The organism is Streptomyces fildesensis (genome assembly GCF_016107395.1).
GTDB lineage: Bacteria > Actinomycetota > Actinomycetes > Streptomycetales > Streptomycetaceae > Actinacidiphila > Actinacidiphila fildesensis.
The window spans coordinates 239,007-254,990 of the sequence record NZ_JAAIKO010000003.1; the positions used below are offsets into that span (position 1 = coordinate 239,007).

Genomic DNA, 15,984 nt, shown 5'->3' on the forward strand with positions numbered 1-15,984 from the left:
ACGGTCCCTGACAGTGCGTCAGGTTAGAACACGTTCTAGTGAGAGGGAATAGCGGGGGACCACCGTTACGCGTCGAAGTCCAGCTCCACCCGGTCGGTGAGCGGATGCGACTGACAGGCCAGCACATAGCCGGCCTCGGTCTCGTCGGGCTCCAGCGCGAAGTTCCGGTCCATCCGCACCTCGCCCGACACCAGCCGGGCCCGGCAGGTCCCGCACACCCCGCCCTTGCAGGCGTACGGGGCGTCCGAGCGGTTGCGCAGCACCGTCTCCAGGACGGACTCGCCGCCCTCGGACGGCCAGCTCCCGCCGCGCCCGTCGAGCGTCGCGGCGACCACACTGCCGACCGCGGCCGGGGTCCGGGCGGGGCCGGTCACCGGGCCGTCGTCCACATGGAAGATCTCCTGGTGGATCCGGGACCGGTCCACCCCGAGTCCGCGCAGCGCCTGCTCGGCTCCCCGCACCAGCCCGAAGGGGCCGCACAGGTACCACCCGTCCACCGTCTCCACCGACAGCAGCGCGGGCAGCAGGGCGGTCAGCCGCTCCTGGTCCAGCCGGCCGGACGGCAGCCCGGCCTGCTGGTCCTCGCGGGACAGCACGTTCACCAGCTGGAGCCGGTCCGGATAGCGGTCCTTGAGGTCGGCGATCTCCTCCAGGAACATCGTCGAAGCGGCCGTCCGGTCGCTGCGCACCAGACAGAAGCGGGCCGACGGCTCCCGCCCGAGCACGGTGGCGATGTGGGAGAGCACCGGCGTGATGCCGCTGCCGCCGACCACGGCCGCGAAGTAGCCGGGGCGCGGATCGAGGATGAACCGGCCCATCGGCGGCATGACGTCCACCAGGTCGCCCACCGCCAGCTCCTTGTGGGCGTACACCGAGAACTCACCGTCCTCGACCAGCCGCACGCCGACCCGCAGGCTCTCCGGCCCCCCGGGCCCGGGAGCCGGGTCGCAGACCGAGTACGTCCGCCGGATCTCGGAGCCGTCCACGAACCGGCGCACCGCGAGGTGCTGGCCTGCCGCGAAGCGGTACGTCTCGCGCAGGGGGGCCGGCACGTCGAAGGTCACGGTCACCGAATCGTCCGTGAGCCGCTCGATCCCGGTGACCCGGAGCGGATGGAACATTCACAACTCCTTGAAGTGGTCGAACGGTTCGCGGCAGCTCTCGCAACGGCGCAGGGACTTGCACGCGGTGGAGGAGAACCGGCTCAGCACGGTGGTGTCCACCGAGCCGCAGTGCGGGCAGCGCACCGACAGCTCGAGCGGCACCGGGCCGCCGCTGCCGACCGGGCGCGGCGGCGCTATGCCGTGCTCGGCGAGCTTGCGGCGCCCCTCGGCGCTGATCGCGTCGGTCGACCAGGCAGGCGACAGCACCGTACGGACGGACACCTCGGCCATACCGTGCTCGCGCAGGACCTGGGTGATGTCGGTGACCATCGTGTCGATGGCCGGGCAGCCGGTGTAGGTCGGCGTCAGCTGCACCTCGACGCGGCCGGGGCCGACCAGCTGCAGACCGCGCAGCACTCCCAGCTCGGCGAGGGAGAGCACCGGCAGCTCCGGGTCCGGGACCGAGCCCGCGAGCCGCAGCAGCTCCGCCTCCAGCACGCCGTCCGGCGTGCCCGCGGCTATCTCGTCGGCCGGAGCGCCGCCCGGAGCGCCGTCGGTCACTGTGCCGCCGCCGGTCACCATGTCGCACCCGGGTGGGCACGGTGCAGGTGCTGCATCTCGGCGAGCATCCGGCCGAACGACTCGGTGTGGATGCCCTGTCTGCCGGCGCCCGCCGACCAGGACGTCACGTCCGGTCCTTCCGGCATCGTCAGCGTGGCCTGCCGGACGACGGCCGATACCCGCTCCAGCCAGGGCTCGCGCAGCGCGCCGAGGTCGGTGCCCAGCCCCTCCACGGGCTGGAACAGTTCGCCGGTGAACCGCCACAGGGCGTCCAGCCCGCGCTGCATGCGCTCATGGCTCTCGGCCGTGCCGTCGCCGAGCCGCAGCGTCCACTGCCGGGCGTGATCATGGTGGTAGGCGACCTCCTTCACCGCCTTCGCGGCCAGCGGCGCCAGCTCGCTGTCGCCCTGGGCCAGCTCCGTGTAGAGCAGCTCCTGGTACGTCGAGAAGTACAGCTGGCGGGCGATGGTGTGCGCGAAGTCGCCGTTCGGCTGCTCGACGAGCTGGACGTTGCGGAAGGCGCGTTCCTCCCGGCCGAAGGCCAGCTCGTCCTCGTCGCCGACGAGGGAGAGCAGCACCCGGGCCTGGCCCAGCAGGTCCAGCGCGATGTTGGCGAGCGCGACGTCCTCCTCGAGGACCGGTGCGTGTCCGGCCCACTCCCCCAGTCGCTGGGCGAGCACCAGGGCGTCGTCACCGAGAGGCAGCGCCGTGCTGACGAGTACCGGGTTCACAGGTGCCGCACCCCTTCCGGGATCTTGTAGAAGGTCGGGTGCCGGTACGGCTTGTCCCCCGCCGGCTCGAAGAACGAGTCCTTCTCGTCCGGCGACGAGGCGGTGATCTGCGTGGACGGGACCACCCAGATCGACACGCCTTCGGCACGCCGGGTGTAGAGGTCTCGTGCGTTGCGCAGCGCCATCTCCGCGTCGGGCGCGTGGAGGCTGCCCGCGTGGCTGTGGCTGAGCCCGCGCCGGCTGCGGACGAAGACCTCCCACAGCGGCCAGTCGTTGGCAGTCATCAGCGCACCTCTCCGTGCTCGGTTCCCTGCTTGGCCGCGTATGCCGTGGCCGCTTCCCTGACCCAGGCGCCCTGCTCATGGGCGGTGCGGCGCTGGGTTATCCGCTGTTCGTTGCACGGCCCGTTGCCGCGCAGCACCTCGTGGAACTCGGTCCAGTCGATGTCCCCGAAGTCATGGGCGCCGCGCTCCTCGTTCCACCGCAGGTCGGGGTCGGGGAGGGTGAGCCCGAGCACCTCGGCCTGCGGGACGCAGATGTCGACGAAGCGCTGCCGCAGCTCATCGTTGGAGTGCCGCTTGATCTTCCAGGCCATGGACTGCTCGGAGTGCCCGGACTCGGTGTCCGGCGGGCCGAACATCATCAGCGACGGCCACCACCAGCGGTCCACCGCGTCCTGCGCCATGGCGTGCTGCGCTTCGGTGCCCCGGCTGAGCGCCAGCAGCAGCTCGTACCCCTGCCGCTGGTGGAAGGACTCCTCCTTGCAGATCCGCACCATGGCCCGTGCGTAGGGCCCGTACGAGCAGCGGCACAGCGGCACCTGGTTGGTGATCGCGGCGCCGTCCACGAGCCAGCCGACCGCTCCGACATCGGCCCAGGTCAAGGTGGGGTAGTTGAAGATCGACGAGTACCGCTGGCGGCCGGCGTGCAGTTTGTCGAGCAGCTCGTCACGGCCGACGCCGAGGGTTTCCGCGGCGCTGTAGAGATACAGCCCGTGCCCGGCCTCGTCCTGCACCTTGGCCATCAGGATCGCCTTGCGGCGCAGCGAGGGCGCGCGGCTTATCCAGTTCGCCTCGGGCTGCATTCCGATGATCTCGGAATGGGCGTGCTGCGCCATTTGGCGGATAAGCGTGGCGCGGTACGCGTCGGGCATCCAGTCACGCGGCTCGATCCGCGAGTCTTCGGCGAGTGCCGACTCGAAAGCGGCGAGAAGACCGGCCTGCGGTGCCGCCTCCTCGACCGTGGCTGCCGTGGTCATGTGTGCCCCCTACGTTGTCCCGCTCCGGCTCAACCGACCGACCGATCGTTCGGTTCAATGGTCGGTCGAGCGCCTTAGGGTGTCAAGGCCATCCCGGCGGCTGTGGATAACCCAGTACGGTCACCGGTGGCGCGAGGGCATGAGTAGCGTTCCGTGCGGAAGCGGAGCGCGGTGAGGAACGGGGAGACCATGGAGCCACCTGAGAGGCCGGAACCGGGGACGGGACCGGGCACGGATCCGGGAGCGGGCGCCGGTCCGGTGGCGGCGGCCGGGGCCGGCGACAGGGCCGTCGACAGCTCCGGAGACGCGGCCGGGACCCGGACGGACGGCGAGGCCGGAGCGGACGCGGGTACGGACGCGGAAGAGGCCTCCGACGAGGCTGCCGAAACGGGGCAGCTGCCGTCCTTGTCCACCGGATCCTGGGTCGTGGTCTCGCTCGCCGTCGCGGCTGTCGCGGTCGGCGTCGTCTTCCACCTCGCCATGGTGTTCCTGCACGTCGCGCCGTCGAACACGGCCAGCAAGGAGTACCAGTCCACGGTCGACTCGTACATCTACCCCGAGTTCGAGCAGAACTGGAAGCTCTTCGCGCCCGACCCGCTGCAGCAGAACATCCACGTGCAGGCGCGCGCCGAGGTGCGCAGCCCCGGCGGCCGGCTGCAGACGACCGGCTGGGTCGACCTCACCGCGGTCGATCTGACCGGCATCCGGCACACCGTCGCCCCCAGCCACACCCGGCAGAACGAGCTGCGCCGCGCCTGGAGCTTCTACACCTCCTCGCACGGCGCCAACAACACACCCACCGGTGTGCGCGGCCAGCTCAGCCAGGAGTACGTGCAGCGGATCGTGGAGAACCGGTTCGGTCCCCAGCTGAACGGCGGTGACGTCGTCCGCGTGCAGGCCCGCTCCGCGACCGTGTGGGTCGCTCCGCCGTCGTGGACCGACGCGAAGCCCAACAACGAGACGCAGTACCAGGAGACGCTCTGGTGGTCGGTGGCCACCTCCGGACAGGAGAAGGCCTCGTGAGCGCTCGCAAGGATCTGCCGCCCTCCCCCTTCGCGGGGCTCGGCGGCACGCTCGACACCGGGCTGACCCGTGGGCTGGCCCGGATCACCAATACCGCTGTGGGGCCGTACCAGAGCGCGGTCGTCCGGATCGGCTTCTCGCTGACCTGGCTGCTCTTCCTGCTGCGTGAGTGGCCGCACCGGGCGGAGCTGTACGGCCCCGACGGCGTGTGGACCTGGGGCATGGCCCAGCGGCTGATGGCCGACAACGGCACCGGCGCGTTCAGCGTGCTGATGTGGACCGACAGCCAGCTCTGGTTCGAGGTGGTCTACGCGGGCTCGATCATCGCGAGCCTGCTGCTGCTGCTCGGCTGGCGGACCCGTACGGCCTCGCTGCTGTTCATGGTCGGGGTGCTGTCGCTGCAGAACCGCAGCATCTTCATGGGCGACGGCGGCGACAACGTCATCCACCTGATGGCGATCTACCTCGTGCTGACCCGCTGCGGCCAGGTCTGGTCCCTCGACAAGCGACGGGCCGACCGGCTGCTGGAGCGGACGAAGGACCGGACGCGGGACCTGATCCCGGAACGCGCCGAGAAGCCGGACCCGGACCTGACCGGCGTGGTCCTGTGGTCGCTGCTCGGCGCCGCGCTCGTCGTCATCACCCTGCTGGGGAAGCTCGGCCAGTTCTGGGGGCCGGCCTTCTGGGGCTTCTGGCTGGCGCAGGCGGCCTGGTGGGCGGTGCGGCGCTACGCGGCCGGCGAGCCCCGCAAGGTGCTGGACATCCTCGCCAACATCGTCCACAACGGCGGCATGCTCGTGATCGTCGTCGAGGTCTGCCTGATCTACGCGACGGCCGGCTGGTACAAGATCCAGGGCTCCCGCTGGCAAGACGGTACCGCGCTGTACTACCCGCTGCACCTGGACGACTTCACCCCCTGGCCCGAGCTCTCGCACGCCCTCGCCGGTGCCGGTCTCATCGTCATGGCGATCACCTACGGCACGGTGATCGTGCAGGTCGCCTTCCCCTTCACGCTCTTCAACCGCCGGGTGAAGAACGTGCTGCTCGTCGCGATGATCATCGAGCACGCCTCGATCGCGATCGTGCTCGGCCTGCCGTTCTTCTCCCTCGCGATGATCGCCGCCGACGCGGTCTTCCTGCCGACGAACTTCCTGCGCTGGGCGGGCAGCCGGATCGCCGGTCTGGTGCCGAGCGGTCTGCGCGGCCAGGCCGGCCCCCGCACCGGTGACCCGCGTGACCAGGATCAGGACCAGGTACGGGAGTTGGGTACGACGATCGGGCGGCCCGCCACCGAGCCGCAGCTGGCTCATGGCGAACCCGGTGGTGCGGGAGACGGCTACCGCGTCTAGGGCCGGACAGGCCCTGGATACGTCCTGGATACGTCCTGGGACAAGCCCTGGATACGGCCGGTGCCCGGGGCGGGCAGCCAGTGGTAGAGCGCCATCGCCACCGTGGTGGCCAGGTTGAAGCTGGAGACGTGCGGGCGCATGGGTACCGCGATCAGTTCGGTCGCCCGCCCGCGCATCTCCGGCGAGATCCCGTGCCGCTCCGAGCCGAACGCGAGCAGCGCGTCGTCCGGGATCACCGTCGACCGGATGTCCTTCCCCTCCGGATCCAGGACATAGAGCGGCCCGGCCGGCAGGTCGGGGAGGTCCAGCCGTTCGACGGCGGTGGCGAAGTGCAGGCCGGCGCTCGCGCGCACGACGTTCGGGTGCCAGGGGTCGATGTCCCCGGTGGTGACCACCCCGGTCGCACCGAACCCGGCGGCCAGCCGGATCACGGCCCCGATGTTGCCGAGGTTCCGCGGATTGTCCAGGACGACGACGGGTGACTGCCGGGGAGCCGCGTTCAGCGCGGCGAGGTTGGAGCCGGCGCTGGGCCTGACGGCGAGCGCGGCCACACCGGTCGGATGGATCCTCGGCAGCAGCTCGCGCAGCACCTGGCCGGGAACCTCGACGAGGATCGCGCGGAGCCGGTCGGTCACATCGTCCGCGAGCTCCTCGGCGAGCGCCAGGGCGGCGGCCCGGTCACTGGTCAGTGCCAGCCGTACCTCGGCGCCGAAGCGCAGCGCGTGCTTGAGGGCGTGGAAGCCGTCGAGCAGAACGGCACCGGGGGCCGCCTCGCGCCACTGTCGCGCCGCGCGCCCGGCCTCGTCTTCCGCTTCCGTCATGGCCTCAGCGTACGGCTCCGGGAGGGCTGCCCCGCCAGGGCGCTGAGCTGGGCCGGAACCGGTGCTGAACGGGCGGGGGAGCCCCGTCCGGAGTGACAGGGCAACTCGGGACGGGGCCGGATGGGGAGAGGCTCGCGCTATGCGGGCCTGCGCACCTCGATGACCCGGAAGCGCCCGGCCACGAATGCCCCGTCACACAGCGCCGCGTTGGCCGCCGGGTTGCCGCCGGAACCATGGAAGTCGGAGAAGGCCGACGTCTGGTTGACGTACACCCCGCCGGTCAGGTTCAGGGAGAGCTGGGCGCATTCCTCCCAGCACGCCTCCTCCAGCAGCCGCTCGACGTCGGCCGAGGTGGTGTAGCCGCCGACCGTCATGGCGCCCTTCTCCCGGACCGTACGGCGCAGCAGCTCCACCGCGTCGGCCGTGGAGTCGACCGCGACGGCGAACGACACCGGTCCGAAGCACTCCGTCAGATACGCGGCCTGGTCGTCGGGCTTGGCCCCGTCCAGCTTCACCAGCACCGGTGTACGGACCGTCGCGTCCGGGAAGTCCGGGTGGGTGACCGCCCGGGAGGCGAGTGCCACCTCACCGATCGAGGGTGCCGCCTCCAGGCGTGTCTTCACATCCGGGTTGACCAGCGCGCCCAGCAGGGCGTTGGCCCGCGCGTCGTCACCGAGCAGCCCTTCGACGGACGCGGCCAGATCGGCCACCACCTCGTCGTAGCTCCGGTGGCCCGCGTCGGTGGTGATGCCGTCGCGGGGGATGAGCAGGTTCTGCGGGGTGGTGCACATCTGGCCGCTGTACAGGGACAGCGAGAAGGCCAGGTTGCTGAGCATCCCCTTGTAGTTGTCCGTCGAGTCGATGACGACGGTGTTGACGCCGGCCTTCTCGGTGTAGACCTGCGCCTGGCGGGCGTTGGTCTCCAGCCAGTCGCCGAAGGCGGTGGAGCCGGTGTAGTCGATGATGCGGATCTCGGGCCGCACGGCGAGGGTCTTGGCCAGCCCTTCACCGGGCCGCTCGGCGGCCAGCGCGACCAGGTTCGGGTCGAAGCCCGCCTCGGCCAGCACCTCGCGGGCGACCGTGACGGTCAGCGCGAGCGGCAGAACGGCACGGGGGTGCGGCTTGACCAGCACGGGGTTACCGGTCGCCAGGGAGGCGAAGATGCCCGGGTAGCCGTTCCACGTCGGGAAGGTGTTGCAGCCGACCACCAGGGCGACGCCGCGCGGGACGGCCGTGAAGGCCTTCTGCAGCCGCAGCGGGTCCCGCTTGCCCTGCGGTTTGACCCACTCCGCCGAATCCGGGGTGCGGACCTGCTCGGCGTACGCGTAGGTCACGGCCTCCAGGCCGCGGTCCTGCGCATGGGGCCCACCGGCCTGGAACGCCATCGTGAAGGCCTGGCCCGAGGTGTGCATCACCGCATGGGCGAATTCGTTGGTCCTGGCATTGATCCGCGCCAGGATCTCCAGGCACACCATCGCCCGCAGCTCGGGGCCCGCGTCCCGCCACGCGGGGATGCCCGCCCGCATCGCCGGCAGCAGCACCTCGATGTCCGGGTGCGGGTAGTCGACCCCGAGCTCGATCCCGTAGGGCGAGGTCTCGCGTCCGGTCCAGTCGTCGGTGCCGGGCTGGTCGAGCGCGAAGCGCTGCCCCAGGAGGGCGTCGAACGCGGCCTTGCCGTCGGCTCCGTCTCCGTAAGCCTTCGGATGTTCGGGGTACGGCGACCAGAACTCGCGGGTCCTGATCGCTTCGAGTGCCTTGTCGAGAGTGCCGCGATGCCGTTCGATCAACGGGACAGCGGTGAGATCGGCGGCCATGGGGACCAACTCCTCGTCGAGCTGGGCTGGATATGGGAACACCGCTAGATTAACCGAATGTTCGGTCGGTTCAAGAGGCGGCCGGATCTGTGGACAACTTGGCGAGGAGCAGTCGGCATCATGATCGCGCTTGATCGAACCCGCACCGTTGCTGTCATCGGCGCCGGCACGATGGGCCAGGGAATCGCCCAGGTCGCACTGGTCGCGGGCCATCGCGTGCGGCTCTACGACGCCGCTCCCGGCAGCGCCGAGCGCGGTGCGTCGGCGGTGGCAGCACGGATCGCCCGGCTGGCTGAAAGGGGCCGGATGGACGCGGCCGAACGTGATGCCGCGCTGGCCCGGCTCGCTCCCGCCGCCACCCTCGGCGAGCTCGCCGACGCCGCTCTCGTCATCGAGGCGATCATCGAGGACCTGCCGGCCAAGCAGCGGCTCTTCAGCGAGCTGGAGGACGTCGTCGACGACGCGTGCCTGCTCGCCACCAACACCTCCTCGCTCTCCGTGACCGCCGTCGCCGGCGCTCTGCGCCGTCCCGGACGCTTCGTCGGCCTGCACTTCTTCAACCCGGCGCCGCTCCTCCCCCTCGTGGAGGTGGTCTCCGCCGCCACCACCGACGAGGACGCGGCGGCCACCGTGTACGCGACCGCCGCCGCCTGGGGAAAGTCCCCGGTGCGCTGCACCGACACCCCCGGCTTCATCGTCAACCGGATCGCCCGACCCTTCTACGCCGAGGCGTTCCGCCTCCACGAGGAGGGGGCCGCCGATCCCGCCACCATCGACGCGGTCCTGCGCGAGTGCGGCGGATTCGCGATGGGCCCCTTCGAGCTGACCGACCTGATCGGCCAGGACGTGAACGAGGCCGTCACCCGGTCCGTCTGGGAGTCGTTCTTCCACGACCCCAAGTTCACGCCGTCCCTCGCCCAGCGCCGCCTCGTCGAATCCGGACTGCTCGGCCGCAAGTCGGGGCGCGGCTGGTTCCGGTACGGGGACGAGGACCGGCCGCTCGCGGCGACGGCGGCTCCGGCGCCCGCGCCCGAGCAGGTGACGGTCCTCGGCGACCTGGGGCCGGCGGCGGAACTCGTCGCCCTCATGGAGGAGGCGGGTATCCACGTCGACCACGAGGAGGGCGGCCCCGGGGCGATCCTCCTGGGTGACGACGACTGGCTCTTCCTCGCCGACGGCTCCTACGCCACCGAGCGCGGCGACAGCGTCATCCACTTCGACCTCGCGCTGGACTACCGGGCCGCCACCCGGATCGCGCTGGCACCCGGCGACACCGCACGGCCCGAAGCGGTCCTGGCGGCCGTCGGGCTGTTCCAGGCGCTGGGCAAGCAGGTCAGCGTGATCGAGGACGTCCCCGGCATGATCGTCGCCCGGACGGTGGCGATGCTCGTGGACCTCGCCGCCGACGCGGTCGCCAAGGCGGTCGCCTCGCCCGCCGACATCGACACCGCGATGCGGCTCGGCGTGAACTATCCGCTCGGTCCGCTGGAGTGGGGCGACCGCCTCGGCGCGCACTGGGTGTGCGAGGTCCTGTCCGAGCTGCACGATTCGTGCCCCGGTGGCCGCTACGCCCCGTCGGCGCTGCTGCGCCGCCGTACGGCGGCCGAGGGGAAGCTGTTCTAATCGTGACCATGGCCGAGCCCCCTAGTCCCCGCGTCAAACGGGACACGTACACCCCCGACACGCTGCTTGCCGTCGCCGTCGAGGTGTTCAACGAGCGCGGCTACGACGGCACCTCCATGGAGGACCTCTCCCGCGCCGCCGGAATCTCCAAGTCCTCGATCTACCACCATGTGCGCGGCAAGGAGGAACTGCTCCACCGCGCCGTCGGGCGGGCCCTGGACGGCCTGTTCGGCATTCTGGAGGAGCCGCGGGCACGCCAGGGGCGGGCGATCGAGCGGCTGGAGTACGTCACCCGGCGCACCGCCGAGGTGCTCATGGAGGAGCTGCCCTACGTCACCCTGCTGCTGCGGGTGCGCGGGAACACCAGCACCGAACGCTGGGCGATGGAGCGGCGCCGGGAGTTCGACCAGCGGGTGTCCGACCTGCTGAAGGCCGCCGCGAGCGAGGGTGATCTCCGCTCCGACATGGACATCCGGCTGGCGACGCGACTGCTCTTCGGCATGATCAACTCCATCGTGGAGTGGTACCGGCCGGACGCCAAGGGTGCGATCGACGGGGAACACGTCGCGGACGCCGCGGTACGCCTGGCCTTCGAGGGGCTGCGCACGTAGCCGAACCGTGAGGTCCAGACCATTGACCTCCGAACGGGGGCGCCGACACCGTCCAGCCATGTATTCAGCTGGACGCACCCGGACCTTCCGCGCGATCGCCGCCACGGCTCTGGCCACCGCGCTTCCCCTGTTCCTGACGGCCTGTGGCGACGACGGCGGCAGCGGTGGCAAGGCGACGGCGGAGCCGTCCCCGACGGTCACGGTGAAGACGTTCGACTGTCTGACCGAGGCCCAGGCCAAGGCCGGCTCGATCACCTTCAAGGACACCGGCGGCAACGCGCTGGACGGCTATCTGGCGGGCACGGGCACCACCGGGATCGTGCTCGCACACCAGTCGGACGGAAACGTCTGCCAGTGGGTCCCCAAGGCGCTCGAACTGGTCAAGAGCGGCTACCGGGTGCTGGCGATCGACTCCAACGGTGACGAGGTGCCCGAGGTCGTCGCGGGTGCCCAGCTGCTGCGCGGCAAGGGGGCGACGAAACTGGTGCTCATGGGCGCCTCCAAGGGCGGCACCTCGGTGCTGACCGCCGCCGCGAAGGTCCAGCCGCCGGCGGACGCCGTCGTCTCGCTCTCCGCGCCCGAGCAGTACGGGCAGATGGACGCGGCGGCCGCGGTCCCGGGGCTGACCGCGCCGGTCTTCTACATGGCGGCGGACGGGGACACCGCGTTCGCGGATTCCACCAAGGCGCTCAGCAAGGCCTCGGTGAAGGCCAAGGAGAACTCGCTGTACATCGTGACCGGGATCCACCACGGCGTCTCGATGCTGGACGACGCCGAGAACTGGGCGAAGGTCACCGCTTTCCTGAAGAAGTACGGCGGCTGAGAGACGCACGGCGGCCACGCGCAGTGGCTGTGTGCAGCGCGCCGATGGACGAGCCGGCCGGGGAGATCCCCGGCCGGCTCAGTCGTCGACCACGAGGTCCGTCTCCTCGAAGACCAGGAGGGTCCGGCTGCCGAGGACCTCCGGTATGGCCTGGATGCGGGTCAGCACGAGCTCGCGGAGGCTGCGGTTGTCCGCCGTGTGCACCAGCATCAACACATCGAAATCTCCGCTTACCAGGGCAATGTGGGCTACACCCGGAAGAGTGAGAAGTGTTTCCCGGACCGTCCGCCAGGAGTTCTGAACGATCTTGAGGGTGATGTACGCCGACGCGCCCTGCCCGGCGCGTTCATGGTCCACCCGGGCGGTGAACCCGCGGATGACGCCGTCCTCGATGAGGCGGTTGATCCGGGCGTAGGCGTTCGCCCGCGAAACGTGCACGCGCTCGGCCACAGAGCGGATCGAGGCACGTCCGTCCTCCTGCAGCAGTCGCAGAATCGTCCGGTCGATGGGATCGAGGGGACGGTTCTGCGGATCGGGCTCGGCCATCTGTTCTCGCGGCATGCCCCCGGACCTCCCTACCATGGACGGACTGGCTCCATTCCAGGCTGTGCAGAACCGTTTGTCCACAGGCTGAACGTACCTGTGGCCAAAATGCCTCCAACAACCGAACAATCGGTTGGGAGGACGCGATCCGTCCTCCAACCTACGAGGAGGTGCTCGCGATGACCGTCATGGACCAGAAACCCGCCCCTGGCCACAGGCATGGGGGACCCCAGCGCCCCCCCATCGACGCCACGCCGCTGCTGCCCGAGACGGAACCGTTCCGGCTGCTGGGCACCCCCGACGCCGCCAAGATCGACCCGGCGCTGCTCACCGAGCTCTACGGCCAGCTCGTGCGCGGCCGCCGGTACAACCGGCAGGCCACCGCGCTGACCCGGCAGGGCCGGCTGGCGGTCTACCCCTCCAGCACCGGTCAGGAGGCCTGTGAGGTCGCCGCCGCCATGGCGCTGCGCCCCCAGGACTGGCTCTTCCCGAGCTACCGCGACACGCTCGCCGTGATCGCCCGCGGTGTGGACCCGGTCGAGGCGCTCACCCTGCTGCGCGGCGACTGGCACACGGGCTACGACCCGCGCGAACACCATGTGGCACCGCTCAGCACCCCGCTGGCCACCCAGCTGCCGCACGCGGTCGGCCTCGCGCACGCCGCCCGCCTCCAGGGCGACGACGTGGTCGCGCTCGCCATGGTCGGCGACGGCGGCACCAGCGAGGGCGATTTCCACGAGGCGCTGAACTTCGCGGCTGTCTGGAACGCGCCGGTGGTCTTCCTCGTGCAGAACAACGGCTTCGCCATCTCCGTACCGCTCGACAAGCAGAGCGCCGCCCCCTCGCTCGCCCACAAGGCGGTCGGCTACGGCATGCCCGGCCGGCTCGTGGACGGGAACGACGCGCCCGCCGTGCACCAGGTGCTCACCGAAGCCGTCGAGCGGGCCCGTTCGGGCGGCGGACCGACCCTCGTCGAGGCGGTCACGTACCGCATGGAGGCGCACACCAACGCCGACGACGCCACCCGCTACCGGGAGGACGCCGAGGTCGAGGCCTGGCGCGAACACGACCCGATCACCCTGCTGGAGCGGGAGCTGAACGGGCGCGGGCTGCTCGACGACACCACGCGGCAAGCCGCGGAGGAAGCCGCCGAGAAGATGGCCGCGGACCTGCGCGAGCGGATGAACGCCGAACCGCTGCTGGACCCGATGGACCTCTTCGCCCACGTCTACGCCGAACAGACCCCCCAACTGCGTGAGCAGGCGGCCATGCTGCGCGCCGAGCTCGATGCCGAACACGACGGCGGGCAGACCGACCACACCGAGCACGCCGGAGCCGGTTCATGAGCACCGCGACCGCCCCCGCCCCCACCACCGCGCGCAAGCCCGCCACCATGGCGCAGGCGCTCAACCGGGCACTGCGGGACGCCATGGCCGAGGATCCGGCCGTCCATGTACTCGGTGAGGACGTCGGCGCTCTCGGCGGCGTCTTCCGGATCACGGACGGCCTCACCAAGGAGTTCGGCGAGACCCGCTGTACGGACACCCCGCTCGCCGAGGCCGGAATCCTCGGCGCGGCGGTCGGCATGGCGATGTACGGGCTGCGGCCGGTCGTCGAGATGCAGTTCGACGCCTTCGCCTACCCCTCCTTCGAGCAGCTGATCAGCCACGTGGCCAAGATGCGCAACCGCACGCGCGGCGCGCTGCCGCTGCCGATCACGATCCGGGTGCCCTACGGCGGCGGTATCGGCGGTGTGGAGCACCACAGCGACTCCTCGGAGGCGTACTACCTGCACACACCCGGCCTGCACGTGGTCACCCCGGCGACGGTCGGCGACGCGTACGGGCTGCTGCGGGCCGCCATCGCCTCGGACGACCCGGTGGTCTTCCTGGAGCCGAAGCGGCTCTACTGGTCCAAGGACGACTGGAACGCCGACGAGCCGGCGGCGGTGGAGCCCATAGGGCGCGCCGTCGTGCGGCGCCCGGGGCGCAGCGCCACCCTCATCACCTACGGCCCCTCCCTGCCGGTCTGCCTCGAAGCCGCGGAAGCCGCGAAGGAGGAGGGCTGGGACCTCGAAGTCCTCGACCTGCGCAGCCTGGTGCCCTTCGACGACGAGACGGTCGCTGCAGCGGTGCGCAGGACGGGCCGGGCCGTCGTCGTGCACGAGTCCGCCGGATTCGGCGGCGCCGGTGCGGAGATCGCGGCCCGGGTCACCGAGCGCTGCTTCCACCACCTCGAAGCACCGGTCCTGCGGGTCGCCGGCTTCGACATCCCGTATCCGCCGCCGATGCTGGAGCGGCACCATCTGCCCAGCGTCGACCGGATCCTGGACGCGGTCGGCCGGCTCCAGTGGGAGGCGCGCTGATGGCCGTCGTGAAGGAGTTCACCCTCCCGGACCTGGGAGAAGGGCTGACCGAGGCGGAGATCGTCCGCTGGCTGGTGCAGGTCGGCGAGGTCGTCGCCATCGACCAGCCGGTCGTCGAGGTCGAGACGGCCAAGGCCGTGGTCGAGGTCCCGTGCCCCTACGGCGGCGTCGTCACGGCCCGGTACGGCGCGGAGGGCGAATCGCTGGCGGTGGGCCGTCCCCTGATCACGGTGGCGGTCGGAACCGCGGTGAGCTCCGACGCCTCCGGCGCTCCCGCGTCCGGTGACGCCGGCGCAGGTGAGGGATCCGGCAACGTCCTGGTCGGCTACGGCACGACCGCGCCGGGCGCACGCCGCCGCCGGGTCCGGCCGGTCGCGGCTGCCAGCCCGGCTCCGGCTCCGGCTCCGGCTCCGGCACCGGCACCGGCAGCTGTTGTTGAGACCGTGCCGGTCGGTCCGGTGGCGGTCATCTCGCCGCTGGTGCGGCGGATCGCGCGGGAGAACCGGCTCGACCTGCGGTCGCTGACCGGCTCGGGGCCGGACGGGCTGATTCTGCGCGCGGACGTGGAACGGGCGGTCGCCGCGGCGGGTGCCGGCACGGCAGCGGCACCGGTCGCGACAGCACCGGCGGCTACGGCCGGCCCGGCTGCCGACGTGGTGGGGGAGCGGGTGCCGTTGCGCGGGATCCGGGGAGCGGTGGCCGAGAAGCTCAGCCGCAGCCGCCGGGAGATACCCGACGCCACCTGCTGGGTCGACGCCGATGCCACCGAACTGCTCGCGGCCAGGGCGGCCATGAACGCGGGTGGCGGGCCGAAGGTCTCCGTGCTCGCGCTGCTCGCGCGGATCTGCACCGCGGCACTGGCGCGGTACCCGGAGCTCAACGCCACCGTCGACACCGAGCGGAACGAGATCGTGCGGCTGCCCGCCGTGCACATCGGCTTCGCCGCGCAGACGGAACGCGGGCTGATGGTCCCGGTCGTCAAGGACGCTCAGGCACGCACCACCTCAGGCCTGTCGGCGGAGATCGGCCGGCTCACCGAGGCGGCCCGCACCGGGCGGCTCACGCCCGCGGATCTCACCGGCGGCACGTTCACCCTCAACAACTACGGAGTGTTCGGTGTCGACGGTTCGACGCCGATCATCAACCATCCCGAGGCCGCGATGCTCGGAGTCGGCCGCATAGCCGCCAAACCCTGGGTCCACCAGGGGGAACTGGCGGTACGGCAGGTCGTCCAGCTGTCGTTCACCTTCGACCACCGGGTGTGCGACGGCGGTACGGCGGGCGGCTTCCTGCGGTTCGTCGCCGACTGCGTGGAGCAGCCGGCCGTGCTGCTCGCCGCGGTCTGAGCGGGCCAGGGCC

At 71.2% G+C, this 15,984-nt stretch carries 16 protein-coding genes; 8 read left to right on the forward strand and 8 right to left on the reverse strand.

The genetic code is table 11. The features are described from left to right. Positions 1-65 precede the first annotated feature (65 nt). Genes C6N31_RS06945 through paaA form a run of 5 tightly spaced genes read right to left on the reverse strand, consistent with a single transcriptional unit; the run spans position 66 to position 3,653 of the window. The gene (locus C6N31_RS06945) at positions 66-1,121 is read right to left on the reverse strand and encodes a 2Fe-2S iron-sulfur cluster-binding protein (RefSeq protein WP_164295651.1); all 1,056 of its coding nucleotides are present in this window, start codon (positions 1,119-1,121) and stop codon (positions 66-68) included. Then, positions 1,122-1,685 carry a 1,2-phenylacetyl-CoA epoxidase subunit PaaD gene (gene paaD / locus C6N31_RS06950; RefSeq protein ID WP_187144950.1) on the reverse strand — a complete coding sequence of 188 codons (564 nt, stop codon included), beginning with the start codon at positions 1,683-1,685 and terminating at the stop codon, positions 1,122-1,124. Further along, complete coding sequence (gene paaC, locus C6N31_RS06955; RefSeq protein ID WP_138351219.1) at positions 1,679-2,395, reverse strand: 1,2-phenylacetyl-CoA epoxidase subunit PaaC; 717 nt, start codon at positions 2,393-2,395, stop codon at positions 1,679-1,681. The genes paaD and paaC overlap by 7 nt, the downstream gene beginning before the upstream one ends. Next, complete coding sequence (paaB, locus tag C6N31_RS06960; protein ID WP_374117299.1) at positions 2,392-2,679, reverse strand: 1,2-phenylacetyl-CoA epoxidase subunit PaaB; 288 nt, start codon at positions 2,677-2,679, stop codon at positions 2,392-2,394. Before paaB ends, paaC begins: the two co-directional genes overlap by 4 nt. Further along, complete coding sequence (gene paaA / locus C6N31_RS06965; RefSeq protein WP_138351221.1) at positions 2,679-3,653, reverse strand: 1,2-phenylacetyl-CoA epoxidase subunit PaaA; 975 nt, start codon at positions 3,651-3,653, stop codon at positions 2,679-2,681. The genes paaB and paaA overlap by 1 nt, the downstream gene beginning before the upstream one ends. A 189-nt stretch (positions 3,654-3,842) precedes the next feature. On the opposite strand from paaA, the gene C6N31_RS06970 reads away from it, so the two are divergent. Together C6N31_RS06970 and C6N31_RS06975 are read left to right on the forward strand one after the other, a co-directional pair. Next, positions 3,843-4,676 (forward strand): DUF5819 family protein, encoded by an 834-nt coding sequence (locus tag C6N31_RS06970; RefSeq protein ID WP_232484882.1) that lies wholly within the window; start codon positions 3,843-3,845, stop codon positions 4,674-4,676. A gap of 14 nt (positions 4,677-4,690) precedes the next feature. Next, on the forward strand, positions 4,691-6,025 hold the full coding sequence (locus tag C6N31_RS06975; RefSeq protein ID WP_381584733.1) for an HTTM domain-containing protein: 1,335 nt from the start codon (positions 4,691-4,693) through the stop codon (positions 6,023-6,025). Here the strand turns inward: C6N31_RS06975 and C6N31_RS06980 are convergent. Then, positions 6,022-6,846, reverse strand: coding sequence for a TrmH family RNA methyltransferase (locus C6N31_RS06980; protein WP_138351222.1), 825 nt, complete (start codon positions 6,844-6,846; stop codon positions 6,022-6,024). The genes C6N31_RS06975 and C6N31_RS06980 overlap by 4 nt on opposite strands. A gap of 137 nt (positions 6,847-6,983) precedes the next feature. Further along, positions 6,984-8,660: a phenylacetic acid degradation protein PaaN gene (gene paaN / locus C6N31_RS06985; RefSeq protein WP_138351223.1), complete on the reverse strand. Its 1,677-nt coding sequence runs from the start codon at positions 8,658-8,660 to the stop codon at positions 6,984-6,986. Between the two features lie 120 nt (positions 8,661-8,780). On the opposite strand from paaN, the gene C6N31_RS06990 reads away from it, so the two are divergent. From C6N31_RS06990 to C6N31_RS07000, 3 genes are read left to right on the forward strand one after another with little or no spacing between them, the layout of a single operon-like run. Then, positions 8,781-10,283 (forward strand): 3-hydroxyacyl-CoA dehydrogenase, encoded by a 1,503-nt coding sequence (locus C6N31_RS06990; protein ID WP_198357263.1) that lies wholly within the window; start codon positions 8,781-8,783, stop codon positions 10,281-10,283. Between the two features lie 8 nt (positions 10,284-10,291). After that, positions 10,292-10,894 (forward strand): TetR/AcrR family transcriptional regulator, encoded by a 603-nt coding sequence (locus C6N31_RS06995; RefSeq protein WP_138351225.1) that lies wholly within the window; start codon positions 10,292-10,294, stop codon positions 10,892-10,894. A gap of 58 nt (positions 10,895-10,952) precedes the next feature. Continuing rightward, positions 10,953-11,717, forward strand: a complete 765-nt coding sequence (locus C6N31_RS07000) for an alpha/beta hydrolase family protein (protein ID WP_138351226.1) — start codon at positions 10,953-10,955, stop codon at positions 11,715-11,717. A 78-nt stretch (positions 11,718-11,795) separates the two neighbouring features. On the opposite strand, the gene C6N31_RS07005 is transcribed toward C6N31_RS07000, so the two are convergent. Continuing rightward, positions 11,796-12,278 carry an Lrp/AsnC family transcriptional regulator gene (locus tag C6N31_RS07005; protein ID WP_138351227.1) on the reverse strand — a complete coding sequence of 161 codons (483 nt, stop codon included), beginning with the start codon at positions 12,276-12,278 and terminating at the stop codon, positions 11,796-11,798. 161 nt (positions 12,279-12,439) lie between these two features. On the opposite strand from C6N31_RS07005, the gene pdhA reads away from it, so the two are divergent. The 3 genes from pdhA to C6N31_RS07020 are packed head-to-tail and all read left to right on the forward strand — an operon-like array spanning position 12,440 to position 15,971. After that, positions 12,440-13,606 carry a pyruvate dehydrogenase (acetyl-transferring) E1 component subunit alpha gene (gene pdhA, locus C6N31_RS07010; protein ID WP_198357264.1) on the forward strand — a complete coding sequence of 389 codons (1,167 nt, stop codon included), beginning with the start codon at positions 12,440-12,442 and terminating at the stop codon, positions 13,604-13,606. Next, positions 13,603-14,625, forward strand: a complete 1,023-nt coding sequence (locus C6N31_RS07015; RefSeq protein ID WP_138351229.1) for an alpha-ketoacid dehydrogenase subunit beta — start codon at positions 13,603-13,605, stop codon at positions 14,623-14,625. The genes pdhA and C6N31_RS07015 overlap by 4 nt, the downstream gene beginning before the upstream one ends. Then, the gene (locus tag C6N31_RS07020) at positions 14,625-15,971 is read left to right on the forward strand and encodes a dihydrolipoamide acetyltransferase family protein (RefSeq protein WP_198357265.1); all 1,347 of its coding nucleotides are present in this window, start codon (positions 14,625-14,627) and stop codon (positions 15,969-15,971) included. The genes C6N31_RS07015 and C6N31_RS07020 overlap by 1 nt, the downstream gene beginning before the upstream one ends. Positions 15,972-15,984: the final 13 nt, after the last annotated feature.

What these genes read in the sequence shown, in the direction of transcription:
- paaA (WP_138351221.1), bottom strand. Translation starts at nt 3,653, where the DNA reads ATGACCACGGCAGCCACGGTCGAGGAGGCGGCACCGCAGGCCGGTCTT.
- paaB (WP_374117299.1), bottom strand. Translation starts at nt 2,679, where the DNA reads ATGACTGCCAACGACTGGCCGCTGTGGGAGGTCTTCGTCCGCAGCCGG.
- C6N31_RS06970 (WP_232484882.1), top strand. Translation starts at nt 3,843, where the DNA reads ATGGAGCCACCTGAGAGGCCGGAACCGGGGACGGGACCGGGCACGGAT.
- C6N31_RS06995 (WP_138351225.1), top strand. Translation starts at nt 10,292, where the DNA reads ATGGCCGAGCCCCCTAGTCCCCGCGTCAAACGGGACACGTACACCCCC.
- C6N31_RS07015 (WP_138351229.1), top strand. Translation starts at nt 13,603, where the DNA reads ATGAGCACCGCGACCGCCCCCGCCCCCACCACCGCGCGCAAGCCCGCC.
- C6N31_RS07005 (WP_138351227.1), bottom strand. Translation starts at nt 12,278, where the DNA reads ATGCCGCGAGAACAGATGGCCGAGCCCGATCCGCAGAACCGTCCCCTC.
- pdhA (WP_198357264.1), top strand. Translation starts at nt 12,440, where the DNA reads ATGACCGTCATGGACCAGAAACCCGCCCCTGGCCACAGGCATGGGGGA.
- C6N31_RS06980 (WP_138351222.1), bottom strand. Translation starts at nt 6,846, where the DNA reads ATGACGGAAGCGGAAGACGAGGCCGGGCGCGCGGCGCGACAGTGGCGC.
- C6N31_RS06945 (WP_164295651.1), bottom strand. Translation starts at nt 1,121, where the DNA reads ATGTTCCATCCGCTCCGGGTCACCGGGATCGAGCGGCTCACGGACGAT.
- C6N31_RS07020 (WP_198357265.1), top strand. Translation starts at nt 14,625, where the DNA reads ATGGCCGTCGTGAAGGAGTTCACCCTCCCGGACCTGGGAGAAGGGCTG.
- paaD (WP_187144950.1), bottom strand. Translation starts at nt 1,685, where the DNA reads ATGGTGACCGGCGGCGGCACAGTGACCGACGGCGCTCCGGGCGGCGCT.
- C6N31_RS06990 (WP_198357263.1), top strand. Translation starts at nt 8,781, where the DNA reads ATGATCGCGCTTGATCGAACCCGCACCGTTGCTGTCATCGGCGCCGGC.
- paaN (WP_138351223.1), bottom strand. Translation starts at nt 8,660, where the DNA reads ATGGCCGCCGATCTCACCGCTGTCCCGTTGATCGAACGGCATCGCGGC.
- C6N31_RS07000 (WP_138351226.1), top strand. Translation starts at nt 10,953, where the DNA reads ATGTATTCAGCTGGACGCACCCGGACCTTCCGCGCGATCGCCGCCACG.